Raw genomic sequence first — 24,328 nt, 5'->3', positions numbered from 1 at the left:
GCCGGCCCTTGAGAGTGCGCGTATTGCGCCCCCAGCCCAAGGGCTCGGCGGCTCAGTCCTCCGCCATCTCCGGCAGCAGCGTCTTGAGCTTGCGGGTCAGCGTATTGCGCCCCCAGCCCAGCAGCTCGGCGGCCTCGCCCTTGCGCCCGCCGGTGTGCTTGAGCGCGGTCTCGATCAGGATCTTCTCGAAGTCCGGCACGGCTTCTTCCAGCAGGTGGGTGTGGCCGGCGGCGAGCGCCCGGTCGGCCCAGTCGCGGAAGGCAAGGCGCCAGTCGCCGGCGGCGCCGCCCTCGTCGGCCTCGCGCAGCTCCGGCGGCAGGTCCTCGACCAGCACCTCGCGGCCCGAGGCCATCACCGTCAGCCAGCGGCAGGTGTTCTCCAGCTGGCGCACGTTGCCCGGCCAGGCCAGCCGCGTCAGGTGGGCCTCGGCCTCCGGCGTCAGCACCTTGACGTCGGTGGCGAGCTCCTTGGCGGCCTCGGCCAGGAAGTGGCGCGCCAGGCGCGGGATGTCCTCGCGGCGGTCGGCGAGCTTGGGCAGGTGGACGCGGATCACGTTGAGGCGGTGGAACAGGTCCTCGCGGAAGCGGCCGTCCTCGACCAGGCCCTCCAGGTTCTGGTGGGTGGCGGCGATGATGCGCACGTCGACCTTCACCGAGGTGTGGCCGCCGACGCGGTAGAACTCGCCGTCGGCCAGCACCCGCAGCAGGCGGGTCTGGGTCTCGGCCGGCATGTCGCCGATCTCGTCGAGGAACAGGGTGCCGCCGTCGGCCTGCTCGAAGCGCCCCTGGCGCTGGGCCGTGGCGCCGGTGAAGGCGCCCTTCTCGTGGCCGAACAGCTCGGATTCGATCAGGTCGCGGGGAATCGCCGCCATGTTCAGGGCGATGAACGGCTTGCCGCCGCGCGGGCTGTGCTGATGCAGCGCCTGGGCGACCCGCTCCTTGCCGGTGCCGGACTCGCCGTTGATCAGCACCGTGATGTGCGACTGCGACAGCCGGCCGATGGCGCGGAACACCTCCTGCATGGCCGGCGCCTCACCGATGATCTCGGTGTCCAGCCCCTCGGGCGCACTGACCGGGCGCTGGCGCTCGCGGGCGTGGGCCACGGCGCGGCGCACCAGCGCCAGGGCCTCGTCGACGTCGAACGGCTTGGGCAGGTACTCGAAGGCGCCGCCCTGGTAGGAGGCCACCGCGCTGTCGAGGTCGGAGTGGGCGGTCATCACGATCACCGGCAGCTCCGGATGCGCCTCGCGTACCTTCGCCATCAGGTCCAGGCCGTCCAGGCCCGGCATGCGGATGTCGGTGACCAGCACGTCGGGCGGATCCTCGAGCAGCCGCTCGAGGATCCGGTCGGCACGCTCGACGCTCTCGACCTCGAGGTCGGGCTGGGCCAGAGCGCGCTCCAGCACCCAGCGAATGGCGCGATCGTCATCGACGATCATGACGCGTGCGGCTTCAGTCATGGGATGTCTCCAGCGGTATCAGCAGTCGGAATTCGGTCTGGCCCGGCCGGGAGTCGCACTCGATCAGCCCCTGGTGACGGTGCAGGACCGACTGGGCGATCGACAGCCCCAGGCCACTGCCCTCGGCGCGGCCGGACACCATGGGGTAGAACAGCGTCTCCTTGAGCTCCTCGGGGATGCCGGGACCGTTGTCGATGAGGCTCACCTGGCAGACCAGGCGATGGCGCTCGGCGCCCAGGGTGAACTGGCGACGCGCGCGGGTCTTGAGCACCAGGGTGGGCCCCTCGGTCCCGGCCTCGGTCATCGCCTGCACGGCGTTGCGCGCCACGTTGAGGATGGCCTGGATCAGCTGGGACTCGTCGCCCATCAGATCGGGCAGGCTGGGGTCGTAGTCGCGGGTGAACGTCACCTCGGGATGCTCCACCGCCACCAGGGCGCGGACCCGCTCCAGCACCTTGTGGATGTTGAGCGGCTCGTGACGATTGAGGCGATGCGGGCCGAGCATGGCGTCCACCAGGTCGCGCAGCCGGTCGGCCTCCTCGACGATGATATGGGTGAACTCGGTGAGCCGGGAGTCGCCCAGGTCACGCTCCAGCAGCTGGGCGGCGCCGCGGATCCCGCCCAGCGGATTCTTGACCTCATGGGCGAGCCCGCGCGCCAGCACCTTGATCGTCTCCTGGCGGGTCTGCAGCGCCTCCTCGCGGGAGATGCGCAGCAGCCGGTCGCGGGGCTCCAGCTCCATCAGCAGCTCGTCCGCCGACAGCGGGGTGACGGTGTAGTCCACCGTCAGCGCGTCGCCGGTGGGCAGGGTCAGGCGCGCCTCGCGCTGGGTATAGGGATGGAACTCGTCGCGGGCCTTGGCCAGCAGCTCGCCGATGTCGTCCTCCGAGTTCACCAGCCCCGGCAGCGGCTGGCCGATCACCCGCGAGCGGCTCAACGCCAGCAAGGCCTCCGCCGCCGGATTCATCCAGCGCAGCCGCAGCTGGCCGTCCAGCAGCAGCACGGCGGTGGTGAGGTGTTCCATCAGGCGTTGATACATTGGTGCATTCCCGGCAGCGGAGTGGAGGGGCGCCTCCCTCAAGTTCTGCAAGAAGCGCGCCACTTTGGGGAAGACGACATGGCGTCGCCTCCCGGCTGATCCGACATGGGGATCATGCACCATGGTAGTGCACCAAGCTGGTGCACGCACTGCGAGGTCGCGCTTACTCCCGCTCGGGCGCCTTCCGAAGGTGCGCGCGCGGGTCGTGATGCGCTCGCCATGCCTCATGGTCGCGCCGGCGGCGATCGTCCCGGGGCGGACGGTCGCCGCGCAACGCCTCGGCATGGCGGAAGGCGCTGCCCTCGCTCACCCGGTCGGCGTGATCGAAGGCATCGAAGCGCCCGCCGTCACGCGCCGGGGGCGGGTCACAGGGCCTCGGGGAGCCGTCCGGACACAGCGGTCGATGTGGCCGGCGAGGGGGCAGCTAATGGTTGGCGGGGTTGTTGGGATTGCTCGGCAGATTGACGCTGGCCCGCTGGACGAAGAGCCTCAGCGGCGAGGTGCGGTGGCGCACCGCGCCGGAGCCGTCGAGCAGCTCGGCCTGCACCCGGTGCTCGCCGCGGTTGAGGTTGGAGAGCAGGAAGGTGTCGGTGTGCATGGCGGACTGGCTGACCTGGCCGTCCACCAGCAGCCGCACGCGATGGTCGTCGCGCAGGGCGGGGCGGATGGCGAGCCGCACCTGGGCGTTGCCCGCGGCGCCGGTGGGCAGGGTCGTCTCCTGCTCGGGGGAGGCGATCGCGAAGACGTCGTAGGGCATGAAGGGCTGGCCGGGCTCGCCATAGCGCGTGGTGCCGTCGGCCCGCCCGGGCGAGGCACTCGACAGCGGCTGCACCGGCCGCGACGGCACCACGGTGAGCGGATCGAGCTCCATCGCCTCGCCGCCGCGCTTTGGATCGTCGGTGAAGACGACGTTGCCCTGGGCGTCGGTGGTGCGATAGATGGTCTGTGCCGCCGCCGGCAGGCTCAGCGCCAGGCTCAGCGCCAGTGTCATGACAACCTTGTGCATGTGTCTCTCCCGGGTCCGTGACGGCCGTCCATGGCGCGCCTTGCGCCTGCCGTCGTCATGCTCCAAGCCTAGACCAGGGCGGCCCCGGAACGGAATCCACGTTCGCGGGCCGAGCGAATGCGAGTAGGATGATCCTGCGACACGACAAGCCAAGGAGCGAGCGGCATGGACGCGTGGGAGAAGGTGATAGCGCTGACCCTGATGGCCGGCATGGCGATGCCGCTGGGCGGCTGGGTGGCCAAGGAGGAGCGCATCCGGCCGAACTGGCTGGAGAACGAGCTGCGCCACGGCATCATCGCCTTCGGCGGTGGCGCGCTGCTCTCGGCGGTGGCCCTGGTGCTGGTGCCGAACAGCTTCGAGGCCCTGGACCTGGCGCCGGCCATGGCCTGGTTCCTCGCCGGCGGCCTGACCTTCATGGCGCTCGATATCGCCCTCTACCGCAACGGCACCCCCGCCAGCCAGCTCACCGCCATGCTCGCCGACTTCCTGCCGGAGGCCCTGGCCCTGGGCGCGGCCTTCGCCTACGGCGGCGGCAGCGGCGTGCTGCTGGCGCTGCTGATGACGCTGCAGAACCTGCCCGAAGGCTTCAACGCCTATCGCGAGCTGCGCGAGAACACCCACTACTCGACCCGGCGCCTGCTGACGATGTTCTTCGCCATGGCCTGGCTGGGGCCGCTGGCCGGCCTGAGCGGCTACTGGTGGCTGGCCGCCTACCCGTCCGCGGTGGCCGCGATCATGCTGTTCGCCGCCGGCGGCATTCTCTATTCGGTGTTCCAGGACCTGGCGCCCCAGGCCCGACTCGAGCGCCACTGGGGCCCGCCGCTGGGGGCGGTGTTCGGCTTCGCCATGGGCATCGGCGGCCATATGCTGATCTACTGATCCCGGGCGGAGACCCCGGGAGAAAGACGCACAAAAAAGGCACGCCCATGGGCGTGCCTTTCGCGTGCCGGAGCGCGGCGCCGGGCGCCGCGCGGCATCAGCAGCTGTAGTACATGTCGAACTCGACCGGATGAGTGGTCATGCGCAGGCGCTCGACGTCCTCTTCCTTGAGCTCGATGTAGGCATCGATCATCTCGTCGGTGAACACGCCACCCTCGGTCAGGAAGGCGCGGTCCTCGGCCAGCGCCTCGAGGGCCTGGTCCAGGCTCTCGGCGACGGTCGGGATGGACTTGCCTTCTTCCGGCGGCAGGTCATAGAGGTTCTTGTCCATGGCGTCGCCGGGATGGATCTTGTTCTTGATGCCATCGATACCGGCCATCAGCATCGCCGCGAAGCACAGGTACGGGTTGGCGGTCGGGTCGGGGAAACGAGCCTCGACGCGCTTGCCCTTCGGGCTGGCGGTGTAGGGGATGCGGATGGACGCGGAGCGGTTGCGGGCGCTGTAGGCCAGCATGACCGGCGCCTCGAAGCCCGGCACCAGACGCTTGTAGGAGTTGGTGGAGGCGTTGGTGAAGGCGTTCAGGGCACGGGCGTGCTTGATGATGCCGCCGATGTAGTAGAGCGCCATTTCGGACAGGCCGGCGTACTCGTCGCCGGCGAACTGGTTCTCGCCGTCCTTCCAGAAGGACTGGTGGACGTGCATGCCGGAACCGTTGTCACCGACCAGCGGCTTGGGCATGAAGGTGGCGGTCTTGCCGTAGGCGTGGGCGACGTTGTGCACCACATACTTCATTTCCTGAAGTTCGTCGGCCTTCTTCACCAGGGTGTTGAACTTGACGCCGATCTCGTTCTGGCCGGCGTTGGCGACCTCGTGGTGGTGCACCTCGACGGACTGGCCGATGGCCTCGAGGGTGTTGCACATGGCGCCACGGATGTCGTGGAAGCTGTCGACCGGGGGCACCGGGAAGTAGCCGCCCTTGACGCGCGGGCGGTGCGCCAGGTTGCCGCCCTCGACCTGACGGTCGGTGGCCCAGGCGCCTTCCTCGGAGGTGATCTTGTACATGGCGCCTTCGATGTCGGCCTTCCAGTGCACCTCGTCGAAGATGAAGAACTCGGGCTCCGGACCGAAGAAGGCGGTGTCGCCCAGGCCGGTGGACTGCAGGTAGGCCTCGGCGCGCTTGGCGATGGAGCGCGGATCACGCTCGTAGCCCTGCATGGTGGCCGGCTCGATGATGTCGCAGCGCAGGATCAGGGTGGCGTCTTCGGTGAAGGGGTCGAGGAAGCCGGTGCCGTCTTCCGGGCGCAGAATCATGTCGGACTCGTTGATGCCCTTCCAGCCGGAGATGGAGGAGCCATCGAACATCTGGCCGTTCTCGAAGAACTCTTCATCGACGTCACGGGCCGGAATGGTGACGTGCTGTTCCTTGCCTTTGGTGTCGGTGAAGCGCAGGTCGATCCACTTCACGTCGTGTTCTTCGATCAGGGCGAGAGTCTTCTCGGACATGAGGTCCTCCAGGGTACAGTGGCTGGTTATGATATTCCGCTGAATCTGTCTGTCGTCGGTCGCGGGTGTGTCCAGTCGACGTTGTAGCATGACGTCGGTGCGATGCCCACGCCGCCATGCACGACCATGGCATTGCCCCAAATAATGCAGATGGCGTGCCAAAATGGCGACATTCGCCGAAATCACTTCCATAAACGACTGAGAAGAAAGAAGAAAAAAACCTGCTTCATGAGAGTGCAGAGTCACCAATCTGCATCATGCCCGCTCATGGCACCTTCTCGTCCGCCGGAATGCGCCCCAAGATGACGCTCGCACGCCCCCGATGCACCAAATATGTGCACATCGTCTTTTCTAGCGCACCAGCCCGACGCCTCCGCCGCCCAGCCGCCGCGCCAGGCGCCGCGCCAGGCGCCCCGCGGCGACGCGCGGGCGAAAAACACCGCGACGATCCGGATTCCGGAGGCCACAAGGCTGGTAGCGTCGAGGTCCTGACCCTATAATGCCACCCCAATTTTCCCAGCAGGATCCCGTCGTGATCGAGAATCTTCGCAACATCGCCATCATCGCTCACGTCGACCACGGCAAGACCACCCTGGTCGACAAGCTCCTCCAGCAGTCCGGCACCCTGGACCGCAAGGCCGAAGGCCAGGAGCGCATCATGGACTCCAACGACCAGGAGAAGGAACGCGGCATCACCATCCTGGCCAAGAACACGGCGATCCGCTGGGATGACGGCAACGGCCGCGACTACCACATCAACATCGTGGACACCCCGGGACACGCCGACTTCGGTGGCGAAGTCGAGCGCGTGATGTCCATGGTCGACTCCGTGCTGCTGATGGTCGACGCCGTCGACGGCCCGATGCCGCAGACCCGCTTCGTGACCCAGAAGGCCTTCGACCAGGGCCTCAAGCCGATCGTCGTGGTCAACAAGATCGACCGCCCGGGCGCCCGCCCCGACTGGGTCATCGACCAGATCTTCGACCTGTTCGACAACCTCGGCGCCTCCGACGAGCAGCTCGACTTCCCGATCGTCTACTGCTCCGCGCTCAACGGCATCGCCGGCACCGAGCCGGAAGAGCTGAGCGACGACATGCGCCCGATGTTCGAGGCCATCGTCGACATCGTCGAGCCGCCCAAGGTCGAGCTGGAAGCCCCGTTCCAGATGCAGGTCTCCGCGCTGGACTACAACAGCTACGTCGGCGTCATCGGCCTGGGCCGCATCACCCGCGGCAGCGTCAAGCCGAACCAGCAGGTCACCGTCGTCTCCAAGGAAGGCAACACCCGCCGCGGCAAGATCGGCCAGGTGATGACCCACCTCGGCCTCGAGCGCGTGCAGACCGACGAAGCCACCGCCGGCGACATCATCTGTATCACCGGCATCGAGGATCTGGCGATCTCCGATACGCTGTGCGACCCGGCCGCCGTCGAGGCGCTGCCGGCGCTGACCGTCGACGAGCCGACCGTGTCCATGACCTTCCAGGTCAACGACTCGCCGTTCGCCGGCAAGGACGGCAAGTTCGTCACCAGCCGCAACATCAAGGATCGCCTCGACCAGGAGCTGATCCACAACGTGGCGCTGCGCGTCGAGCAGGGCGACTCCCCGGAGAAGTTCATCGTCTCCGGCCGCGGCGAGCTGCACCTCTCGGTGCTGATCGAGAGCATGCGTCGTGAAGGCTTCGAGCTGGCCGTGGGCCGCCCCGAGGTCATCATCCGCGAGATCGACGGCCAGGAGCAGGAGCCCTACGAAGAAGTCATCATCGACTGCGAGGAGCAGCACCAGGGCGCCATCATGGAAGAGCTCGGCTACCGCAAGGGCGAGCTCAAGAACATGAACCCCGACGGCAAGGGCCGGGTGCGTCTCGACTTCATCATCCCGGCGCGCGGCCTGATCGGCTTCCGCGGTCAGTTCCTGACCCTGACCTCCGGCACCGGCATCCTGACCAGCCGCTTCGACCACTACGGCGACCTCAAGCCGGACGCCTCGGTCGAGCGTCGCAACGGCGTGCTGGTGTCCATGGTCTCCGGCAAGGCCCTGGCCTACGCGCTGTTCGCGCTGCAGGATCGCGGCAAGCTGATCATCGAGCACGGCACCGAGGTCTACGAAGGCATGCTGATCGGCATCAACAGCCGTGCCGAGGACATGGTCGTCAACCCGACCAAGGCCAAGAAGCTCGACAACATGCGCGCGTCCGGCAACGACGAGAACCTGGTGCTGACGCCGCCGATCCGCTTCACCCTGGAGCAGGCGATCGAGTTCCTCGACGACGACGAGCTGGTCGAGATCACCCCGAACCACATTCGTCTGCGCAAGAAGCTGCTGTCCGAGAACGAGCGCAAGCGTTCCAAGAAGAAGTAAACCGCATCGACGCACCGCGACTCGTTGCGCCCCAGAGCCCGCCATCATGGCGGGCTCTTTCGTTTCCACCTTCTGCGTCCGTGTCGGCCACTGCGCCGTTGGCCTCGCGCCCCGGCCGGGGGCTATGCTGAGACCTCCGCTCACCAAGGAGACCGCCCGATGCACAAGCACGTCGAATGGGACGATCCCGGCAGCGCCAGCGTGCTGCGCTACTATCAGGACCATCCCCAGGACTACCCGGAGCCTCACGAGGGCAGCATCATCAGCGCCCATTTCCGCGGCTTCACCGTGCGGGTGCGGGTCGATGCCCACGTCGAGGACACCAGCATCGGCGAGGTGGTGGCGCTGATCGCCGATGACAACGGCCGCCGCGAGCAGCACGTCGGCGACCTGGCGCTCGGCGACACCGTGCGCCTGCCCGATGCCCTGCGCGCTCTCGAGCCGCGTCACCCCGAGGCAAACGACGACCGAGACTGAGCCGGCGCCCGGATTACCATCCGCTATCGCCAACGGCTCCTAAACGCTAGCCATCTGGTCAAGGGACCCGCGTCTGGCGCACAGTGACGGCCATGGGGCATACCGCCCAGCGCAGCAACCCATGGCCCGCTCGCGAGGCCTGGGTCCGAGTCACCAGGTCGCCAACGCCGGGTACCGATGAGCACGAACAACGTCTGGACGCACAAGGGCACCTTCCTGCTTGCCGCCGTCGGCTCGGCGGTGGGGCTCGGCAACCTGTGGCGCTTTCCCTACCTGGCCGGCGAGAACGGCGGCGGCGCCTTCCTGCTGGTCTACGCCCTGACCATCGTCGCCGTCGGCATCCCGATCCTGATCGCCGAGACCATGCTCGGCCGCAACAGCCGGCGCAGCCCGATCATGGGCATGCGTTTCCTGACCCGCACCCACCGGGCATCCCGCGGCTGGGAGTCGATCGGCTGGCTGGGCGCCGCCTCGGCCTTCATCATCTTGAGCTTCTATTCGGTGATCGCCGGCTGGGCGATCCACTACACCGGGCTGATGCTCACCGGACGCCTCAGCCACGCCGGCGCCGAGGCCGTGGCCGCGAGCTTCGATGACCTGCTGGCCTCGCCGCCGCTGCTGGCGCTCTACCACAGCCTGTTCATCGGCGCCTCGGCGCTGATGGTCGGGCTCGGCGTCCACCGCGGCATCGAGAACGGCCTGCGCATCCTGATGCCGGCACTGTTCGTGATCCTGATGGTGGTGCTGGCCTACGCGGCCATGATCGGCGACCTGGCCGGCGCCGCGGACTTCCTGTTCACCTTCAACGTCGCCGACCTGAGCCTCGAGGGCTGGCTGGAGGCCATGGGCCAGTCGTTCTTCACCCTGAGCCTCGGCATGGGCGCGATCATGGCCTACGGCGCCTACATGTCCGGCGACGCCTCGCTGACCGGCACCGCCTTCACCGTGGCCCTCGTCGACACCGCCGTGGCACTGATCGCCGGCCTGGCGATCTTCGCCCTGGTGTTCGGCGCCGGGCTGGATCCCGCCGAGGGCCCGGGGCTGATGTTCGTCACCCTGCCGCTGGCCTTCGGCGAGATGCCGGGCGGCACGCTGCTCGGCGCCATCTTCTTCCTGCTGGTGCTGGGCGCGGCGCTGAGCTCGGCGATCTCGCTGATCGAGCCGGTGGCCGCCTACCTGGTCGAGCGCTTCTCGCTCAGCCGCCCCCAGGCGGTCTCCGCCATGGTGGTGGCCAGCTGGGCGCTGGGCCTGCTGACGGTGTTCAGCTTCAACGCCTGGGCCAGCGACTCGCCCTTCCACGGCTGGTTCGGCCGCAGCCCCTTCGAGCTGCTGGAGCTGGCCACCAACATCTTCATGCCGCTGGGCGGCCTGTTGATCGCGCTGTTCGCCGGCTGGGTGCTGACCCACGGCGAGGTGATGAAGGAGATGCGCACCGGCGAGGGCTGGTTCCGGGTCTGGCGCCTGCTGGTGCGCTTCGTGGCCCCGGCCGCCGTCGCCTTCGTGTTCCTGCGCAGCCTTCCTCAGGTGCAGGGCTACTGGATACCCACCATCGGTGCGGTGGTGATCGTCGGCGCCTTCGCCGCCGGTCGCAGCTTCCTGAGCGAGCGACACGCCTCATGAGCGTCGTCGCCCGACCCATAACAACAACCCAATGCTCACAGGTGTGACATGTCAGCCATCATCGACGTCCGACACGTCAACAAGGCCTTCGGCGGCCTGCAGGTCATCAACGACTGCTCCCTCCAGGTCGAGGAAGGCTCGATCACCGGCCTGATCGGCCCCAACGGTGCCGGCAAGTCGACGCTGTTCAACATCATCGCCGGCGCCCTGCCGCTGGACACCGGCCAGATCGTCTTCGACGGCGAGGACATCACCAACCGCCCCGCCGACGCGCTGTTCCACCAGGGCCTGCTGCGCACCTTCCAGATCGCCCACGAGTTCTCGAACATGACGGCGCTGGAGAACCTGATGATGGTGCCGCCCGCCCAGGCCGGCGAGAACCTGTTCGCCACCTGGTTCAAGCCGGGCCAGGTGCGCCGCGAGGAGGCCGAGGTGCGGCGCCGCGCGCTGGAGGTGATCGACTTCGTCGGCCTGCACCACGTGCGCAACGAGCTGGCCGGCAACCTCTCCGGCGGCCAGAAGAAGCTGCTCGAGCTCGGCCGCACCATGATGACCGACGCCAAGGTGGTGCTGCTCGACGAGATCGCCGCCGGGGTCAACCGCACCCTGCTGGGCGATCTGATCGGCAACATCGAGCGCCTCAACCGCGAGATGGGCTACACCTTCCTGGTCATCGAGCACGACATGGACATGATCGCGCGGCTCTGCGACCCGGTGATCGTGCTCGCCCAGGGCAGCGTGATGGTCGAGGGCAGCATCGAGGAGATCCAGAACAACCCCGAGGTCATCGAGGCCTATTTCGGTTCACCGGCGGCCTAGGGGTCGCCGGCAGCGGCACACGACAACAACGATGGGCGGCCGGATCCCGCCCGATAACGACAACGCAGAGAGCCAGCTATGCCACTACTCGACGCACGCGACGTGCACGGCGGCTACGGCGGCATGAACATCCTCAACGGGGTGGACATGGCCATCGAAGCAGACGAGATCGGCGTCATCGTCGGCCCCAACGGGGCCGGCAAGTCGACCATGCTCAAGGCCGTTTTCGGCCTGCTCCGCGTCAGCCAGGGCGAGATCCTGCTGCGCGGCGAACCCATCCACAACCTGCCGCCCAACCGGCTCGTGCAGAAGGGCATGGGCTTCGTGCCCCAGGAATACAACGTCTTCCCCAGCCTCTCGGTGAAGGAAAACCTGCAGATGGGCGCCTACCTCAAGCCCGGCAACGTCAAGCGCATGCTGTCCCGGGTCTACGAGTTCTTTCCGCCGCTCAAGGACAAGCGCCACCAGCCCGCCGGCGAGCTCTCCGGCGGCCAGCGGCAGATGGTCGCCATGGGCCGCGCGCTGATGGCCGAACCCGAGGTGCTGCTGCTCGACGAGCCCACCGCCGGGCTCTCTCCGCGGTACATGAACGAGATCTTCGAGCGGGTGAAGGAGGTCAACGCCGCCGGCGTCGGCATCCTGATGGTCGAGCAGAACGCCAAGCAGGCGCTGGCCATCGCCGACAAGGGCTTCGTGCTGGCCGCGGGCCAGAACCGCTTCACCGACACCGGCGCGGCCCTGCTGGCCGACCCGGACGTCGCCAAGAGCTTCCTCGGCGGCTGAGCCCGCCCCGACGGCACATCGGAGAGACCCCGTGAACGAACTCGTCTTCTTCATCAACAACGTGGTGATCGCCGGCAGCGTGGCCGGCTCGATCTACGCCATCGGCGCGGTGGGCGTGACGCTGATCTTCAGCATCATGCGCTTCGCCCACTTCGCCCACGGCGACATGATGACCTTCGGCGCCTTCATGGTGCTGCTGCTGACCACCCTCTTCCCGCAGGCAGGCGCCGCCCTCGGCGTGCCCACGCCGCTGATCATGCTGCCGCTGGCGATGGCGCTGACCGCGCTGCTGGCGGTGGGCATCGACCGCACCTTCTACAAGCCGCTGCGCGCCCACGGCGTGAAGCCGATCGTCATGGTCATCGCCTCGCTGGGCGTGACCCTGATGCTGCAGGGGCTGATCCGGCTGTTCGCCGGCACCGGCGGCGAGAGCCTCTACGTCGACGACCGCAAGGAGATCTTCCGCATCCCGCTGCCCATCGAGGGCGTGCGGGTGCCAGTGGTGATCACCGAGCCGCAGCTCTACCTGTTCGCGCTGACGCTGATGAGCGTGGTGGCGCTGCACTTCTTCCTGTCGCGCTCGCGGCTGGGCAAGGCCATGCGCGCCATGTCCGACAACCCGGACCTGGCGCGGGCCTCGGGCATCAACACCAACACCATCGTCGCCGTGACCTGGGTACTCGCCGGGGGCCTGGCCGCCATCGCCGGGACCCTGCTGTCGCTGGACGTGACCTTCAAGCCGGACCTCAGCTTCTTCCTGCTGCTGCCGATCTTCGCCGCGGCCATCGTCGGCGGCGTGGGCCACCCCTACGGCGCCATCGCCGGCGGCTTCGTGGTCGGCTTCGCCGAGACGCTGGCGGTATTCAACTGGGGCATCCTGCTCCGCCCCTTCCGTGACAGCCTGCCCGAGTGGCTGTCGCTGCCCGGCAACCTGGCCTTCGTCGGCACCGAGTACAAGATCGTGGTGCCCTTCTTCATCCTCGTCGCCATCCTGGTGTGGCGCCCCACCGGCATCTTCAAGGGCAAGGTGATCTGATGAGCACGACACGCACCGATACCGTCGCCGCCCCGCGCCGCTTCCCGCTGCGCGAGGTGGTCATCTTCGTGGCCCTGCTGGTCGCCGTGCTCGGCGTCTACGGGATCATGGGCGCCGCCTACAGCACCCGCATGCTGGTGGAAGCCTCGTGCTACGCCATCCTGGCCCTGGGCCTGACCATCCAGTGGGGCTATGCCGGCCAGTTCAATGCCGGCGTCATGGGCTTCGTCGCCCTGGGCGGCTTCTGTGCCATGTTCTTCAGCGTGCCGGTCAACGAGGCCTTCTGGGACTCCGAGCTGCCCGGCGAGCTCGCCGTGGTGCTGGGCTATATCGTCGGCGCCGCGCTGGTGGTGTTCGGCGCCTCGCGGCTCGACCGCCTCGGGGTGCCGAAGAAGCTGCGCACCGTCATCACCGTGGCGCTGGCCGTGGTGCTCTACCTGGTGGTGATCAGCGCCTTCCGCGGCGTGGCCGGGCAGATCGAGTCCCAGGCCGGCTTCGTCGGCGGCCTGGGCCTGCCGTCCTGGGTCGGCTGGATCGTCGGCGGCGTGCTGGCCGGCGGCGTGGGCTACTTCATCGGCCACGTCTGCCTGGGCCTGCGCAGCGACTACCTGGCCATCGCCACCATCGGCATCGCCGAGATCATCAAGGCGTTCCTCAAGAACTCCGACTGGCTGACCCGCGGCACCGCCACCGTCTCGCCGCTGCCCTGGCCGGTGCCCGGCCCCGCCGAGGTCGGCTTCACCCTGGCCCGCGCGCTGTACCTGTCGGTGACGGCGGTGCTGATCGCGGCGATCTTCTTCCTGCTGCACCGCGCCTACCACGCCCCCTGGGGGCGGATGATCCGCGCCATCCGCGACAACGAGATCTCGTCCGCGGCCATGGGCAAGAACATCAACCGGCGCCGGCTGGAGATCTTCGTGCTGGGCTGCATCCTGATGGGCATCGGCGGCGCCGTGCTGGCGAGCTTCAACAGCCTGTTCGACCCCCAGGGCTACCTGCCGCTGAACCACACCTTCCTGGTGCTGGTGATGGTCATCCTCGGCGGCCCCGGCAACAACCTGGGCACCATCTTCGGCGCCGTGGCGGTGTACATCATCTGGCTGATGTCGGAGCCGCTGGCGCTGTTCTTGATGGAGCTGGCGGTGAACTTCGGCGAGAGCACCTTCGGCTGGGACGCCCCGGCCAGCCTCGACAGCCGCGCGCTGCAGGCCCGGGTGTTCGTGATCGGCCTGCTGATCACCCTGGTGCTGCGCTTCGCGCCCAAGGGGCTCTTGCCCGAGAAGACCAAGCACGTGGATTGATGGGGCGGTGAAGGGTGAGGGGCATAAATTCCGCCCCTCGCCTACTTACCTTCTTACCTCCTGACTTCCCTACTTCCCTACTCCCTTACCTTCTTATCTTCTTACCTCCTCGCCAATGCCAGGGCCGATCTTGAGTGATCGCTCAAAAGCATATTGAGCGATCACTCAAAAACTTTTAGGGTGACCGTCGTCACACGCCGCAAGCCGTGACACGGCTTGCCGAAAAGCGATGCCATCGCGCAGAAGACGAGGTTGAGATGAGCCACGTGACCACCCGAATGGAAAACGTCGAGACTCGCCACGCCAGGATCGAGGGCCACCGTATTGCGTATCGGGAAATGGGCGAAGGCAGCCCCCTGATCCTGATTCACGGCATTCCGACCAACAAGCTAATGTGGCGCGACGTCATGCCCAGGCTCGCCGAGCATTACCGCGTCATCGCGCCGGACATGCTCAACTATGGCGAATCCGACATGCCGCCGGATGCCGATGTGTCCATCAACGCCCAGGCACGCATCATCGTCAAGCTGATGGATGCCCTCGGCGTGTCGAGCGCCGATATCGTGTCGCATGACATCGGCGGCGGCATCGGCCAGCTGCTCGCCGTCAACCACCCGGAGCGGGTGCGCCGCCAGGTGCTGATCGACAGCGTGTGCTTCGATTCCTGGCCGATTCCGGAGTTCAAGCGCCTGCTGGAACCGGGGGTGGAGGAAGCGACCAGCGTCGAGTCCTTCATCGGCACCATGCGCGACTTCATGCCCAAGGGCGTGCACGATCCCGAGGTGATGACCGAGGAGCTGCGCGAGATCTACGTCAAGCCGTGGAACAGCGCCGAAGGCAAGGCGGCCTTCTTCCGCAACATGCGCCGTCTCAACAAGGAATACACCGAAGCGATCGCCGGTGAGCTCAAGCATATCCCGCACCGGACCCTGGTGCTGTGGGGCGATCAGGACAACTTCCAGAAGCCGGACTATGCGCCGATGCTGGCGGATGCCATCCCCGGTGCGGAGCTGGTCTGGGTCAAGGATGCCGGCCACTGGGTGACCGACGAGCAGCCCGAGGAGACCTCGCGCCAGATCCTGGCGTTCCTGGCCGCGTGAAACGCCGCCTCGCGAAGCGGCGAAGCCAACACGGAGGACCGGCCGCCGTGGCACCCTGCCCGGCCTGAGTGGCCAGCCGCATCGCCGCAATGAAAAGCCCCCGGCGGGTCACCGCCGGGGGCTTCTTTATCGCCGTCTTTGCGGCGCCTACTCCTCGGCGTCGACGTAGCCCTGGATGGTGAAGGTGCCGTCCTCGACCAGCATCTCCTGCACCACGCCCGGCACGTCGCCGTTGTCGTCGAACTCGTGGGTGCCGGAGGCGCCCTCGTAGTTGATCTCGGTGCCGGCGGCGATCAGCTCCTTGGCCTTCTCCCACTCGCCGGGCAGGACCACCTCGCCCGGGGCGCTGGCGACGCTGCGCAGCGCCTCGTTCAGGCCCTCGCGGTCGGCGCTGCCGTTCTGCTCGATGGCCAGGCCGAGCAGGAAGGCGGCGTCGTAGGCCTGGGCGGCGAACACCGCGCTGGGGTCGATGCCGGCCTCGTTGGCCTGCTGGTTGAACATCGCCGTGCCCGGCAGCTCCGGGCTGCCCGGACGGGTGGCGATCATGCCGTTGAGCACGTCGGCGCCGATGGCCTCGACCAGGCTGTCGCCGACCATGCCGTCGCCGCCCACGTACTGGGTGAACATGCCGCTCTCGTAGGCCTGGCGGACCACGGTCTGGCCGGAGGTATCGGCGTAGGCCAGCACCACCAGGGTCTGGGCGCCGGTGGCGGCCAGCGAGCCGAGCTCGGAGCGATAGTCGGCGCGGTTGTCCTCGTGGGCGAGGTTCTCCAGCACCATGCCGCCGCCGTTCTCGTAGCCGGCCACGAAGGCGTCCGCCAGGCCACGGCCGTAGTCGTTGTTGACGTAGGTGACCGCCACTTCCTGGATGCCCTTGTCGAGCAGCAGCTTGGCCAGCATCTCGCCCTGGAAGGCATCGGAGGGCACGGTGCGGAAGACCAGGTCGTTGTCGTCCAGTTCCGTGACCGCCGGCGCGGTGGAGGCCGGCGAGACCATGGTCACGCCGCCAGGGATCGCGGCATTGTTGGCCGCGGCCACGGTGGCGCCGGTGCACAGGGCGCCGACGATGGCGGTGACCTGCTCGGTGTTGACCATGCGGTCGGCCGCGTTGGAGGCCGCCGAGGCGTCGGAGCAGGTGGTGTCGCCGGTCGGCATGACGATGTCCTCGCCGTCCAGCAGCCCGCCCTGGGCGTTGATCTGCTCCACCGCCAGGTTGGCGCCGTCGAAGATCGGCGGCGTCAGGCTCTCGATGCCGCCGGTGAAGCCGCCGAGGAAGCCGATCTTGACCTCGGCCTGTGCCATGCCGGACAGGGCCAGGGTGGTCGCGGCCACCGCCGATGCTAGAACGCGTTTCTTCATGATTGTTGGTCTCGCTCTGGTTGCTCGAATCATCCACTGCGCGAATCACACCCTTCCAATCTGGAAGGCCGACGCCCAAAACACAACCCGCGGCTGCCAACGCTGGGCGGCCCCGAGCGGCTTCCAAGCCTTTGATGTCAAAGCGCCGTTTCGGGTACATCGGCGTTCGAACGAGCGCTTCAACGCTGACCTCGCTCGGCCGCCTATACTGAGGGCCCTCACACCACCATCGCCGAGGACCGCATGATACGACCGCTGACGTTTCTCACCCTGGCCGCGCTGGCCGGCACCGCCCAGGCCGACGGCCGCGAGATCGACTATCGCGTCGACGACGAGGCCTTCACCGGCTACTTCGCGCCGGCCGACGACGAACCCCGCGGCACGGTGCTGATCATCCACGACTGGGACGGCCTGACCGACTACGAGCGCCGCCGCGCCGAGATGCTGGCCGAGCGGGGCTATGACGCCTTCGCCCTCGACCTCTACGGCCAGGGCAACCGCCCGGTGGAAACCGAGGCCAAGAAGGCCGAGACGGCGAAGCTCTATCAGGACCGCGAGCGCATGCGCGCGCTGACCCTGGCCGGGCTGGCCGAGGCCCGCGCCCGGGGCGCGGCGGCGCCGACCGTGGTGATGGGCTACTGCTTCGGCGGCGCCGTGGTGCTGGAACTGGCCCGCAGCGCCGCCGCCGAGGACGTGCACGGCTACGCCACCTTCCACGGCGGCCTGGCCACCCCCGAGGGGCAGAGCTATGCCGATGACACCGCGCCGATCCTCGTCGCCCACGGCGGCGCCGATGCGTCGATTCCGCTGGAAGACGTGACCGCGCTGTCGCGCCAGCTGGAAGACGCCGGGGTCGACTACGAGATCGAGATCTACTCCGGCGCGCCCCACGCCTTCACCGTCTTCGACAACGACCGCTACCAGCAGCGCGCCGACGAGCGCTCCTGGTCGGCCTTCCTGTCGCTGCTCGACGAGGTGCTGCCGCGGCAGTGAGTCACTGCCGCACTTACGCAAGTTTTTAATCTCTCCTTTCTGTAGAATCGCGCTCCGGCATGATTTCCTGCTACCAAGAGCCGATATAACAGAAAGGAGCCATCCCCTTGTCCGATTCCACGACGTCCGCCGGCGGCGGCCTCTGGCGGCGCATCCCGCTGTGGCAGAAGATCCTCGCCGGCCTGGCGCTCGGCGTGCTCACCGGCGCCCTGCTCGGCGAGGACGCCAGCGTGTTCAAGCCGCTCGGCGATATCTTCATCAACGCCATCAAGATGCTGATCGTGCCGCTGGTGTTCTCGACCCTGGTGGTCGGCATCACCGCCATGCGCGACCCGCAGAAGATGGGCCGCATCGGCGCCCGCACCATCGCCCTCTACCTGCTGACCACGGCCTTCGCCATCGCCATCGGCCTGTTCGCCTCGTGGCTGTTCCAGCCCGGCACCGGCCTGGAGATGAGCTTCGACTCGGCCGTCGAGGCCAAGGAAGCGCCCAGCCTGCGCGAGATCCTGGTCAACCTGGTGCCCCAGAACCCGATCGATGCGCTGGCCAACGGCAACATCCTGCAGATCATCGTGTTCGCCATCGGGCTCGGCATCTCGCTGACCCTGATCGGTGACAAGGGCGAGCCGGTGGTGCGCGTGTTCGAGAGCTTCGCCGAGGCCATGGTCAAGCTGACCAACATCGTCATGGCCTTCGCGCCGATCGGCGTGTTCGGCCTGATCGCCCACGTCGCGGGCAGCTACGGCCTCGAGGTGCTGCTGCCCCTGGCCAAGGTGATCGGCGTGGCCTACCTGGCCAGCGCCCTGCACGTGCTGCTGGTCTACTCCGGGCTCCTGGCGCTGCTCGGCCGGCTGAACCCGCTGCGCTACCTGCAGGGCATCCTCGACGCCCTGGTGGTGGCCTACTCCTCGGCCTCGTCGTCCGGCACCCTGCCGGTCTCGCTGCGCTGCGCGCGCAACAACCTCGGCGTCTCCGAGGGCGTGTCCGGCTTCGTGCTGCCGGTGGGCGCCACCATCAACATGGACGGCACCGCCATCTATCAGGGCGTGGTCGCGGTGTTCATCGCCCAGTTGATCGGTGTCGACCTGAGCCTGGCCGACTACGGCATGATCATCGTCACCGGCACCCTGGCCTCGATCGGCACCGCCGGCGTGCCCGGCGCGGGCCTGGTGATGCTGTCCATCGTCATGGCCCAGATCGGCCTGCCGCTGGAGGCCATCGCGGTGATCGCCGGCATCGACCGCCTGCTCGACATGGCGCGCACCAGCGTCAACGTGGCCGGCGACCTGATGGTCACCACCCTGGTCGGCAAGAGCGAAGGCGAGCTGGACGAAAGCGTCTACAACGCCCCGCGCAAGAGCTGATACCGCCCCGCTGCCCAGCATGAAACGGGGCGCCGGGGACAGGTCACAGAGGGGGTTTTTGCCATGGGTGAGGCGAGTCTCGCCGAACGGGCTGGCCACGGATGGCCAGCACCGGTCCTGCAAGCGAAGCAGGATGCGAGAGCGTCGCAGGGCAAAAGTAGCGCCCATGGACGGGTTCACAGCGCCCCTCGTCGACCTGTCGACGGATCAGCCCCGTACCACATAGCGGCCGGACGAGGCCTCCGCCCGGCGCCCCTCTCGTCCCTGCTAGGCTGAGCGCATTCCCTCTCTCGCTCTGGAGGTCATCATGCTCAGCGTCTTTTCCGGCTCCCGCGCCGAGATCGGCGAGGCCCACGGCCGCACCCATGCCGCCCTGATCACCTCGAGCCTCGAGGTCTACGACCGGCTGTTCCACGACTTCGTCGGCCTGCACTGGGCCGAGGCCCGCCGCGTCGCCGAGCGCTTCGTGCCGATGATCGAACGCGGCTTCCCCGAGATGCTCGACGAGATGGCCGGCATCGCCCGCGGCGCCGGGCTCGATCTCGAGGACATCCTCACCCTCAACTGCCGCAGCGAGATCTCGCTGACCCAGGCCAGTGGCGGCTGCACCGCGCTCTCGATCAACCGCGACGGCACCCAGTGGCTGGCCCAGAACTGGGACTGGCGCAGCGACCAGCTGCACAACGTGGTGGCGATGGAGCTGCGCCCGACGGACGCGCCACGGCTGGTCAGCGTCGGCGAGGCGGGCATGGTGGCCAAGATCGGCCTGAACGAGCACGGGGTCGGCGTGTGCCTCAACGCCATTCGCTCGCGGACCCTGGGCGAGGGGCTGCCGATCCACGTGGCGCTGCGCAAGATTCTCGAGGCCGAGTCGTTCGACGCGGCGAGCCGGGTGGTCACCCGCGACCGGGTCTGCTCGCCGACCCACTTCCTGATCGCCAGCGGCGACGGCCGCTCCGCCGGCTTCGAGGTGCATCCCGGCCTGCCCGGCGTACTGGAGCCCCGCGGCGGCGCGGTCACCCACACCAACCACCTCTACGCCGAGACCGCCACCTGCCAGGTGGAGGACTTCCCGCGGCCGGACTCCGGCACCCGGCTCAGCCGCATCGACCAGTTACTGCGCGAACGGCTGCCGCTGGGCGCGGCGGTCGACGCCGAGGCGCTGTTCGCCATGCTCGCCGACCACGACAACGCCCCGCTCTCGATCTGCCGCCACTTCAACCCCGACCAGCCGGCCGAGGAGCGCATGGAGACGCTGTTCGCGGTGGTCATGAACCTGCGCCAGCGGCGCCTCGTGCTGCGCCACGGCAAGCCCTGCGAGAGCGAGGACACGCTGACGGTGACGCTCGGCGACGCCTGAGCGCCGGCTCGGCCGCTCGCTCAGCTTCGCCGCCAGGCGCCCAATCGAGGTATGCCATCCAACTCGCCCTTGAGATAGCGCTCGGTGGTGCGCAGGAAACGGCGCAGGTGTTCGGCGATGGCCTCATCGCGGCGCAGCGCGTCCAGCTCGGCCTCGTCTTCTTCCTTGCCCGACGACACGCAGGGCTGCCAGGCCATGCGCACCGAGCAGGCGCTGACATCGCAGATCTGCAGGCTGGGGGTGGTACCGCGAGACGCCGCTCGGATGTGATAGGCCATGTCACCCTCCCGATAGAGCCATTTAATGATAACGATTATCAAATGCAAATATGAGGAAGGAGGGGGCGATCTGTCAAGCGCCGGCACCGAAGGCATGACGCGGATCAGGGTCGCCGCGGTGTCACACGACTGCCAAGCCGGCGTCATCGACCGCCGTCATCCTCGGGGTCCCCCCCTGAGGAGAGACGAATCATGCGCATGACGCGACGCGGCGTACTCAAGCTCGGCCTGGCCGGTGGCGCCACGCTGGGCACCGGCCTGGTCGCCCCCGGCATCGTGCTGGCCGAGGGCCGGCGCCCGATGGTCGACGGCGGCGTGATGAGCGGCGACATGCTCGCCGACCGCGCCATGCTGTGGTCGCGGGTCGACCGCCCGGCGCGGATGCTGCTCGAGATCGCCGACAACCCCGAGTTCCGCGCCGCCCGCCAGCTGCACGGCCCCGAGGCGCTGCCGGCCGGCGGCCTCACCGCGAAGCTGGACGCCACCGGGCTCGGCGGCATGGACGAGGTGCACTACCGGGTGCGCTTCGCCGCCCTGGGCGACCACCGCGCGATCAGCGAGCCAGTCACCGGCCGGCTGCGCCTGCCGCCGCAGACGCCCCGCGACGTGCGCTTCGTGTGGTCCGGCGACACCGTGGGCCAGGGCTGGGGCATCGACGAGGCGCGCGGCGGCATGACCACCTACGCCACCATGCTCGACCAGCGCCCCGACTTCTTCATCCACTCCGGCGACACCGTCTACGCCGACGGCCCGCTCGAGGAGAGCGTCGAGCTCGCCGACGGCAGCCTGTGGCGCAACCGGGTGACGCCGGAGAAGCTCAAGGTGGCCGAGACCCTGCAGGAGTTCCGCGGCCAGCACGCCTACAACCTGCTGGACGCCAACGTGCGGCGCTTCAACGCCGAGGTGCCGATGCTGGCCCAGTGGGACGACCACGAGACCACCAACAACTGGTATCCCGGCGAGCTGCTGGAAGACGACCGCTACACCGAGAAGAACGCCTCGCTGCTGGCCGCCCGCGGCCGCCAGGCCTTCCTCGAGCACATGCCGCTGCGCCAGCGCCCCGAGGCGCCCGGACGCATCCACCGCCGCTTCGCCTACGGCCCGGGCCTGGAGGTGTTCATGCTCGACATGCGCACCTTCCGCGGCGCCAACGACCGCAACCGTCAGGCGCGCGGCGCCGACCTGCTCGGCGCGGAGCAGCTGCGCTGGCTGCTGAATGCGCTGCGCGATTCCACCGCCACCTGGAAGATCATCGCCTCCGACATGCCCATCGGCCTGGTGGTGCGCGACGGCGATCGCTTCGAGGCCGTGGCCAACGACGAGCCGGGCCAGCCGCTGGGGCGCGAGCAGGAGATCGCCAAGCTGCTCAAGGCGATCCGCGATGAAGATATCCACAACGTGGTGTGGCTGACCGCCGATGTGCACTACACCGCGGCGCACCACTACTCGCCCGAGCGCGCGAGCTTCCAGGACTTCGCCCCGTTCTGGGAGTTCGTCAGCGGCCCGCTGCACGCCGGCACCTTCGGGCCCGGCGAGCTCGACGCCACCTTCGGCCCCGAGGTGGTGTTCCACAAGGCGCCGCCGGAAGGCCAGGCCAACCTGCCGCCCTCCGACGGCTACCAGTTCTTCGGCCAGGTCGACCTGGACGGCGAGAGCGAGACGCTGACCGTGACCCTGAAGGACGCGGCCGGCCAGTCGCTGCACCGCCAGGTGCTGGAGCCCCAGCGGGCCTGAGCCCTGCGCCGCCGCCGGGCATGCCGGCGGCGGCGCCCCCGTGTCGGCTGGCCGGCGCTCAGCCCGCCAGCGCCTCCTCCACCAGCCGCCGCGCCTCGTCGCTCATCGGCAGCGCCAGGGCCTGCTCGTGGGCCCCGGGCGACATCTTCTTCCAGGTCTTCTGCACGATGCGGATCAGGTGGTCGTGATCGACCTGTTTCGAGAAATCGGCGAAGTAGTTCTCCAGGAACACCAGGCAGGCGCAGTCCTCCACCGCCTGGGTGCCCGCGTCGCGCCCCAGGCCCTGCTTGCGGATCATCGCCGCCACCCGCTCGGCGTCTTCCTCCGCGTAGCCGGCCTCGCGCATCGCCCGGGCGGTGGTCTCGCCGGCGCGCTTGCCCTGGTCGCGGCGCCAGGTCAGGTAGCCCACCCGGCCCTCGGGATAGTCGCCCCGCGGCACCTGCCAGCGCTGCAGGTGCTGGTTGTGCACCGCCAGGCGCACCAGCTCGTCCGGCGCCTCGTCGAGCACGTTCAGCCAGTCGCTCATGCGCCCCGCGTGCCACAGCTCCAGCGGCAGCGTTTCCCCCGCCACCTCCACCCGGCGCGGGTCCTCGGCGTGCAGGGCATCCAGCGCGGCCTGGGTCCGCTCATAGGGTGACGAACCGGGGGACGAACAGGGGGACGAATCGCTCATGGTGTCTCCTCGTGGTGATGGCAGGGGGATGAAAGCGTGATGGCTGGCATCGAACGGTCATCTTCCCATGGAAGCATGTCGAGGCGGCGTTGACAGCCCGTCCTCGAACGGCCGTTTACCCCAAGGCTCCGGGCGCGCTACGTTATTGCACGTTCATTCAATAAAAGGATTCCCATGACGATCGCCATCCGCCTTCCCCTCGCCACCGCCCTGGCGCTCGGCCTCGCCGCCCCGCTCGCGGCCCAGGCCGACGCCCTCCAGCAGCAGCTCGACGACCTGCAGGACTTCCAGATCATCGCCCACCGCGGGGCCAGCGGCCACGCGCCGGAGCACACCTGGCCGGCCTACCAGCAGGCCCGCGAGATGGGGGCCGACTACCTCGAGCTCGACCTGCACATGAGCGCCGACGGCGAGCTGATGGTGATCCACGACGACACCCTGGACCGCACCATCGACGGCAGCGGCAAGGTGAAGGACCACAGCCTGGCCGAGCTCAAGGCGCTGGACGCCGGCAGCTGGTTCAACCAGGCCCACCCCGAGCACGCCGACGACGCCTACGCCGGCGCCGAGCTGCTGACCCTCGACGAGGTGATCGACCGCTACGGCAGCGACGTTCGCTACTACATCGAGACCAAGTCGCCGGAGCGCTACCCCGAGCTGCAGCGCGCCCTGGTCGAGACCCTCGAGGCCGAAGGCCTGGTGGCCTCCGGTTCGGTGGTGATCCAGTCGTTCAGCCAGGACAGCCTCGAGCAGGTCCACGCGCTCAACGCCGACATCCCGCTGGTGCAGCTGGTGTGGTACTCCCCCGCCGAGGACGGCGACGGCCTGACCGAATGGACCGGCGTGACCCCGCCGCCCGCCGAGATCGGCGACGCCGACTTCCAGGCCATCGCCGACTACGCCGTGGGCATTGGCCCCAACGTCGTCTACGACGGCGAGGACGTGATCGATGCCGGCTTCGTGGAACAGGCCCACGACAACGGCCTGCTGGTGCACCCCTACACCATCAACGATCCCGAGCAGATGCAGCGCCTGCTGGACTGGGGCGTGGACGGGATGTTTACCAACTTCCCGGATCGGTTGAGTGGGCTGGTGGAGTAACGACGGCCCAGCTTGGAAGGAAGATCGGAGAGGGCCAACAGGGTTGGCTTTCTCCGTTTGATCAAAAAGTGTGGAAAATTACTT

Annotated in this window: 21 protein-coding genes; 14 read left to right on the top strand and 7 right to left on the bottom strand. The window is 68.2% G+C overall.

What is annotated here, in order from left to right; genetic code table 11:
* Window positions 1–52: 52 nt before the first annotated feature.
* The 3 genes from glnG to UYS_RS0214495 form a co-directional block, all read right to left on the bottom strand.
* On the bottom strand, window positions 53–1,459 hold the full coding sequence (glnG, locus tag UYS_RS0214505; protein WP_016856245.1) for a nitrogen regulation protein NR(I): 1,407 nt from the start codon (window positions 1,457–1,459) through the stop codon (window positions 53–55).
* On the bottom strand, window positions 1,452–2,498 hold the full coding sequence (gene glnL / locus UYS_RS0214500; protein ID WP_016856244.1) for a nitrogen regulation protein NR(II): 1,047 nt from the start codon (window positions 2,496–2,498) through the stop codon (window positions 1,452–1,454). Before glnL ends, glnG begins: the two co-directional genes overlap by 8 nt.
* 424 nt (window positions 2,499–2,922) lie before the next feature.
* A complete protein-coding gene (locus UYS_RS0214495; protein ID WP_016856243.1) occupies window positions 2,923–3,504 on the bottom strand; it encodes a DUF4124 domain-containing protein in 582 nt (193 codons plus the stop codon).
* Window positions 3,505–3,669: 165 nt separating this feature from the next.
* Here UYS_RS0214495 and UYS_RS0214490 point away from each other — a divergent pair, with 165 nt between their 5' ends.
* Window positions 3,670–4,383 carry a ZIP family metal transporter gene (locus UYS_RS0214490; protein WP_016856242.1) on the top strand — a complete coding sequence of 238 codons (714 nt, stop codon included), beginning with the start codon at window positions 3,670–3,672 and terminating at the stop codon, window positions 4,381–4,383.
* A 97-nt stretch (window positions 4,384–4,480) separates the two neighbouring features.
* On the opposite strand, the gene glnA is transcribed toward UYS_RS0214490, so the two are convergent.
* Window positions 4,481–5,887, bottom strand: coding sequence for a glutamate--ammonia ligase (gene glnA, locus UYS_RS0214485; protein WP_016856241.1), 1,407 nt, complete (start codon window positions 5,885–5,887; stop codon window positions 4,481–4,483).
* Between the two features lie 532 nt (window positions 5,888–6,419).
* Here glnA and typA point away from each other — a divergent pair.
* From typA to UYS_RS0214445, 8 genes are all read left to right on the top strand, one after another.
* Complete coding sequence (gene typA, locus UYS_RS0214480) at window positions 6,420–8,246, top strand: translational GTPase TypA (protein ID WP_016856240.1); 1,827 nt, start codon at window positions 6,420–6,422, stop codon at window positions 8,244–8,246.
* A 159-nt stretch (window positions 8,247–8,405) separates the two neighbouring features.
* On the top strand, window positions 8,406–8,723 hold the full coding sequence (locus tag UYS_RS0214475; protein WP_016856239.1) for a hypothetical protein: 318 nt from the start codon (window positions 8,406–8,408) through the stop codon (window positions 8,721–8,723).
* 177 nt (window positions 8,724–8,900) lie between these two features.
* The gene (locus UYS_RS0214470) at window positions 8,901–10,343 is read left to right on the top strand and encodes a sodium-dependent transporter (protein ID WP_016856238.1); all 1,443 of its coding nucleotides are present in this window, start codon (window positions 8,901–8,903) and stop codon (window positions 10,341–10,343) included.
* Window positions 10,344–10,391: 48 nt separating this feature from the next.
* The gene (locus UYS_RS0214465; RefSeq protein ID WP_016856237.1) at window positions 10,392–11,162 is read left to right on the top strand and encodes an ABC transporter ATP-binding protein; all 771 of its coding nucleotides are present in this window, start codon (window positions 10,392–10,394) and stop codon (window positions 11,160–11,162) included.
* Window positions 11,163–11,240: 78 nt separating this feature from the next.
* Complete coding sequence (locus UYS_RS0214460; RefSeq protein ID WP_016856236.1) at window positions 11,241–11,945, top strand: ABC transporter ATP-binding protein; 705 nt, start codon at window positions 11,241–11,243, stop codon at window positions 11,943–11,945.
* A gap of 31 nt (window positions 11,946–11,976) precedes the next feature.
* Entirely contained in the window at window positions 11,977–12,981 is a 1,005-nt protein-coding gene (locus UYS_RS0214455; RefSeq protein WP_016856235.1) for a branched-chain amino acid ABC transporter permease, read from the top strand.
* Complete coding sequence (locus tag UYS_RS0214450) at window positions 12,981–14,282, top strand: branched-chain amino acid ABC transporter permease (protein WP_016856234.1); 1,302 nt, start codon at window positions 12,981–12,983, stop codon at window positions 14,280–14,282. The genes UYS_RS0214455 and UYS_RS0214450 overlap by 1 nt, the downstream gene beginning before the upstream one ends.
* 257 nt (window positions 14,283–14,539) lie before the next feature.
* Entirely contained in the window at window positions 14,540–15,382 is an 843-nt protein-coding gene (locus UYS_RS0214445; protein ID WP_237738475.1) for an alpha/beta fold hydrolase, read from the top strand.
* Between the two features lie 147 nt (window positions 15,383–15,529).
* Here UYS_RS0214445 and UYS_RS0214440 read toward each other — a convergent pair whose 3' ends face one another.
* Window positions 15,530–16,744 carry an ABC transporter substrate-binding protein gene (locus tag UYS_RS0214440; RefSeq protein ID WP_026068581.1) on the bottom strand — a complete coding sequence of 405 codons (1,215 nt, stop codon included), beginning with the start codon at window positions 16,742–16,744 and terminating at the stop codon, window positions 15,530–15,532.
* Window positions 16,745–16,984: 240 nt separating this feature from the next.
* On the opposite strand from UYS_RS0214440, the gene UYS_RS0214435 reads away from it, so the two are divergent.
* The 3 genes from UYS_RS0214435 to UYS_RS0214425 all read left to right on the top strand — a co-directional run bounded on the left by UYS_RS0214435 (window position 16,985) and on the right by UYS_RS0214425 (window position 20,458).
* Window positions 16,985–17,734 (top strand): dienelactone hydrolase family protein, encoded by a 750-nt coding sequence (locus tag UYS_RS0214435; RefSeq protein ID WP_016856231.1) that lies wholly within the window; start codon window positions 16,985–16,987, stop codon window positions 17,732–17,734.
* Between the two features lie 107 nt (window positions 17,735–17,841).
* Window positions 17,842–19,098 carry a dicarboxylate/amino acid:cation symporter gene (locus tag UYS_RS0214430; RefSeq protein WP_016856230.1) on the top strand — a complete coding sequence of 419 codons (1,257 nt, stop codon included), beginning with the start codon at window positions 17,842–17,844 and terminating at the stop codon, window positions 19,096–19,098.
* A 307-nt stretch (window positions 19,099–19,405) separates the two neighbouring features.
* Window positions 19,406–20,458, top strand: a complete 1,053-nt coding sequence (locus UYS_RS0214425; RefSeq protein WP_016856229.1) for a C45 family autoproteolytic acyltransferase/hydrolase — start codon at window positions 19,406–19,408, stop codon at window positions 20,456–20,458.
* Window positions 20,459–20,478: 20 nt separating this feature from the next.
* On the opposite strand, the gene UYS_RS0214420 is transcribed toward UYS_RS0214425, so the two are convergent.
* Entirely contained in the window at window positions 20,479–20,736 is a 258-nt protein-coding gene (locus UYS_RS0214420; RefSeq protein WP_016856228.1) for a hypothetical protein, read from the bottom strand.
* 192 nt (window positions 20,737–20,928) lie between these two features.
* On the opposite strand from UYS_RS0214420, the gene UYS_RS0214415 reads away from it, so the two are divergent.
* Window positions 20,929–22,470 (top strand): alkaline phosphatase D family protein, encoded by a 1,542-nt coding sequence (locus UYS_RS0214415; protein WP_016856227.1) that lies wholly within the window; start codon window positions 20,929–20,931, stop codon window positions 22,468–22,470.
* Window positions 22,471–22,528: 58 nt separating this feature from the next.
* On the opposite strand, the gene UYS_RS0214410 is transcribed toward UYS_RS0214415, so the two are convergent.
* Window positions 22,529–23,143 (bottom strand): DUF4202 domain-containing protein, encoded by a 615-nt coding sequence (locus UYS_RS0214410; protein ID WP_016856226.1) that lies wholly within the window; start codon window positions 23,141–23,143, stop codon window positions 22,529–22,531.
* Between the two features lie 174 nt (window positions 23,144–23,317).
* Here UYS_RS0214410 and UYS_RS0214405 point away from each other — a divergent pair, with 174 nt between their 5' ends.
* Window positions 23,318–24,244 (top strand): glycerophosphodiester phosphodiesterase, encoded by a 927-nt coding sequence (locus tag UYS_RS0214405; RefSeq protein ID WP_016856225.1) that lies wholly within the window; start codon window positions 23,318–23,320, stop codon window positions 24,242–24,244.
* Window positions 24,245–24,328: the final 84 nt, after the last annotated feature.

Origin of the sequence: Halomonas smyrnensis AAD6 (genome assembly GCF_000265245.1) — a bacterium.
Classification (GTDB): Bacteria; Pseudomonadota; Gammaproteobacteria; order Pseudomonadales; family Halomonadaceae; genus Halomonas; species Halomonas smyrnensis.
The sequence above is the reverse complement of the archived record's forward strand: the minus strand, read 5'-3'. Positions and strand labels throughout refer to the sequence as shown.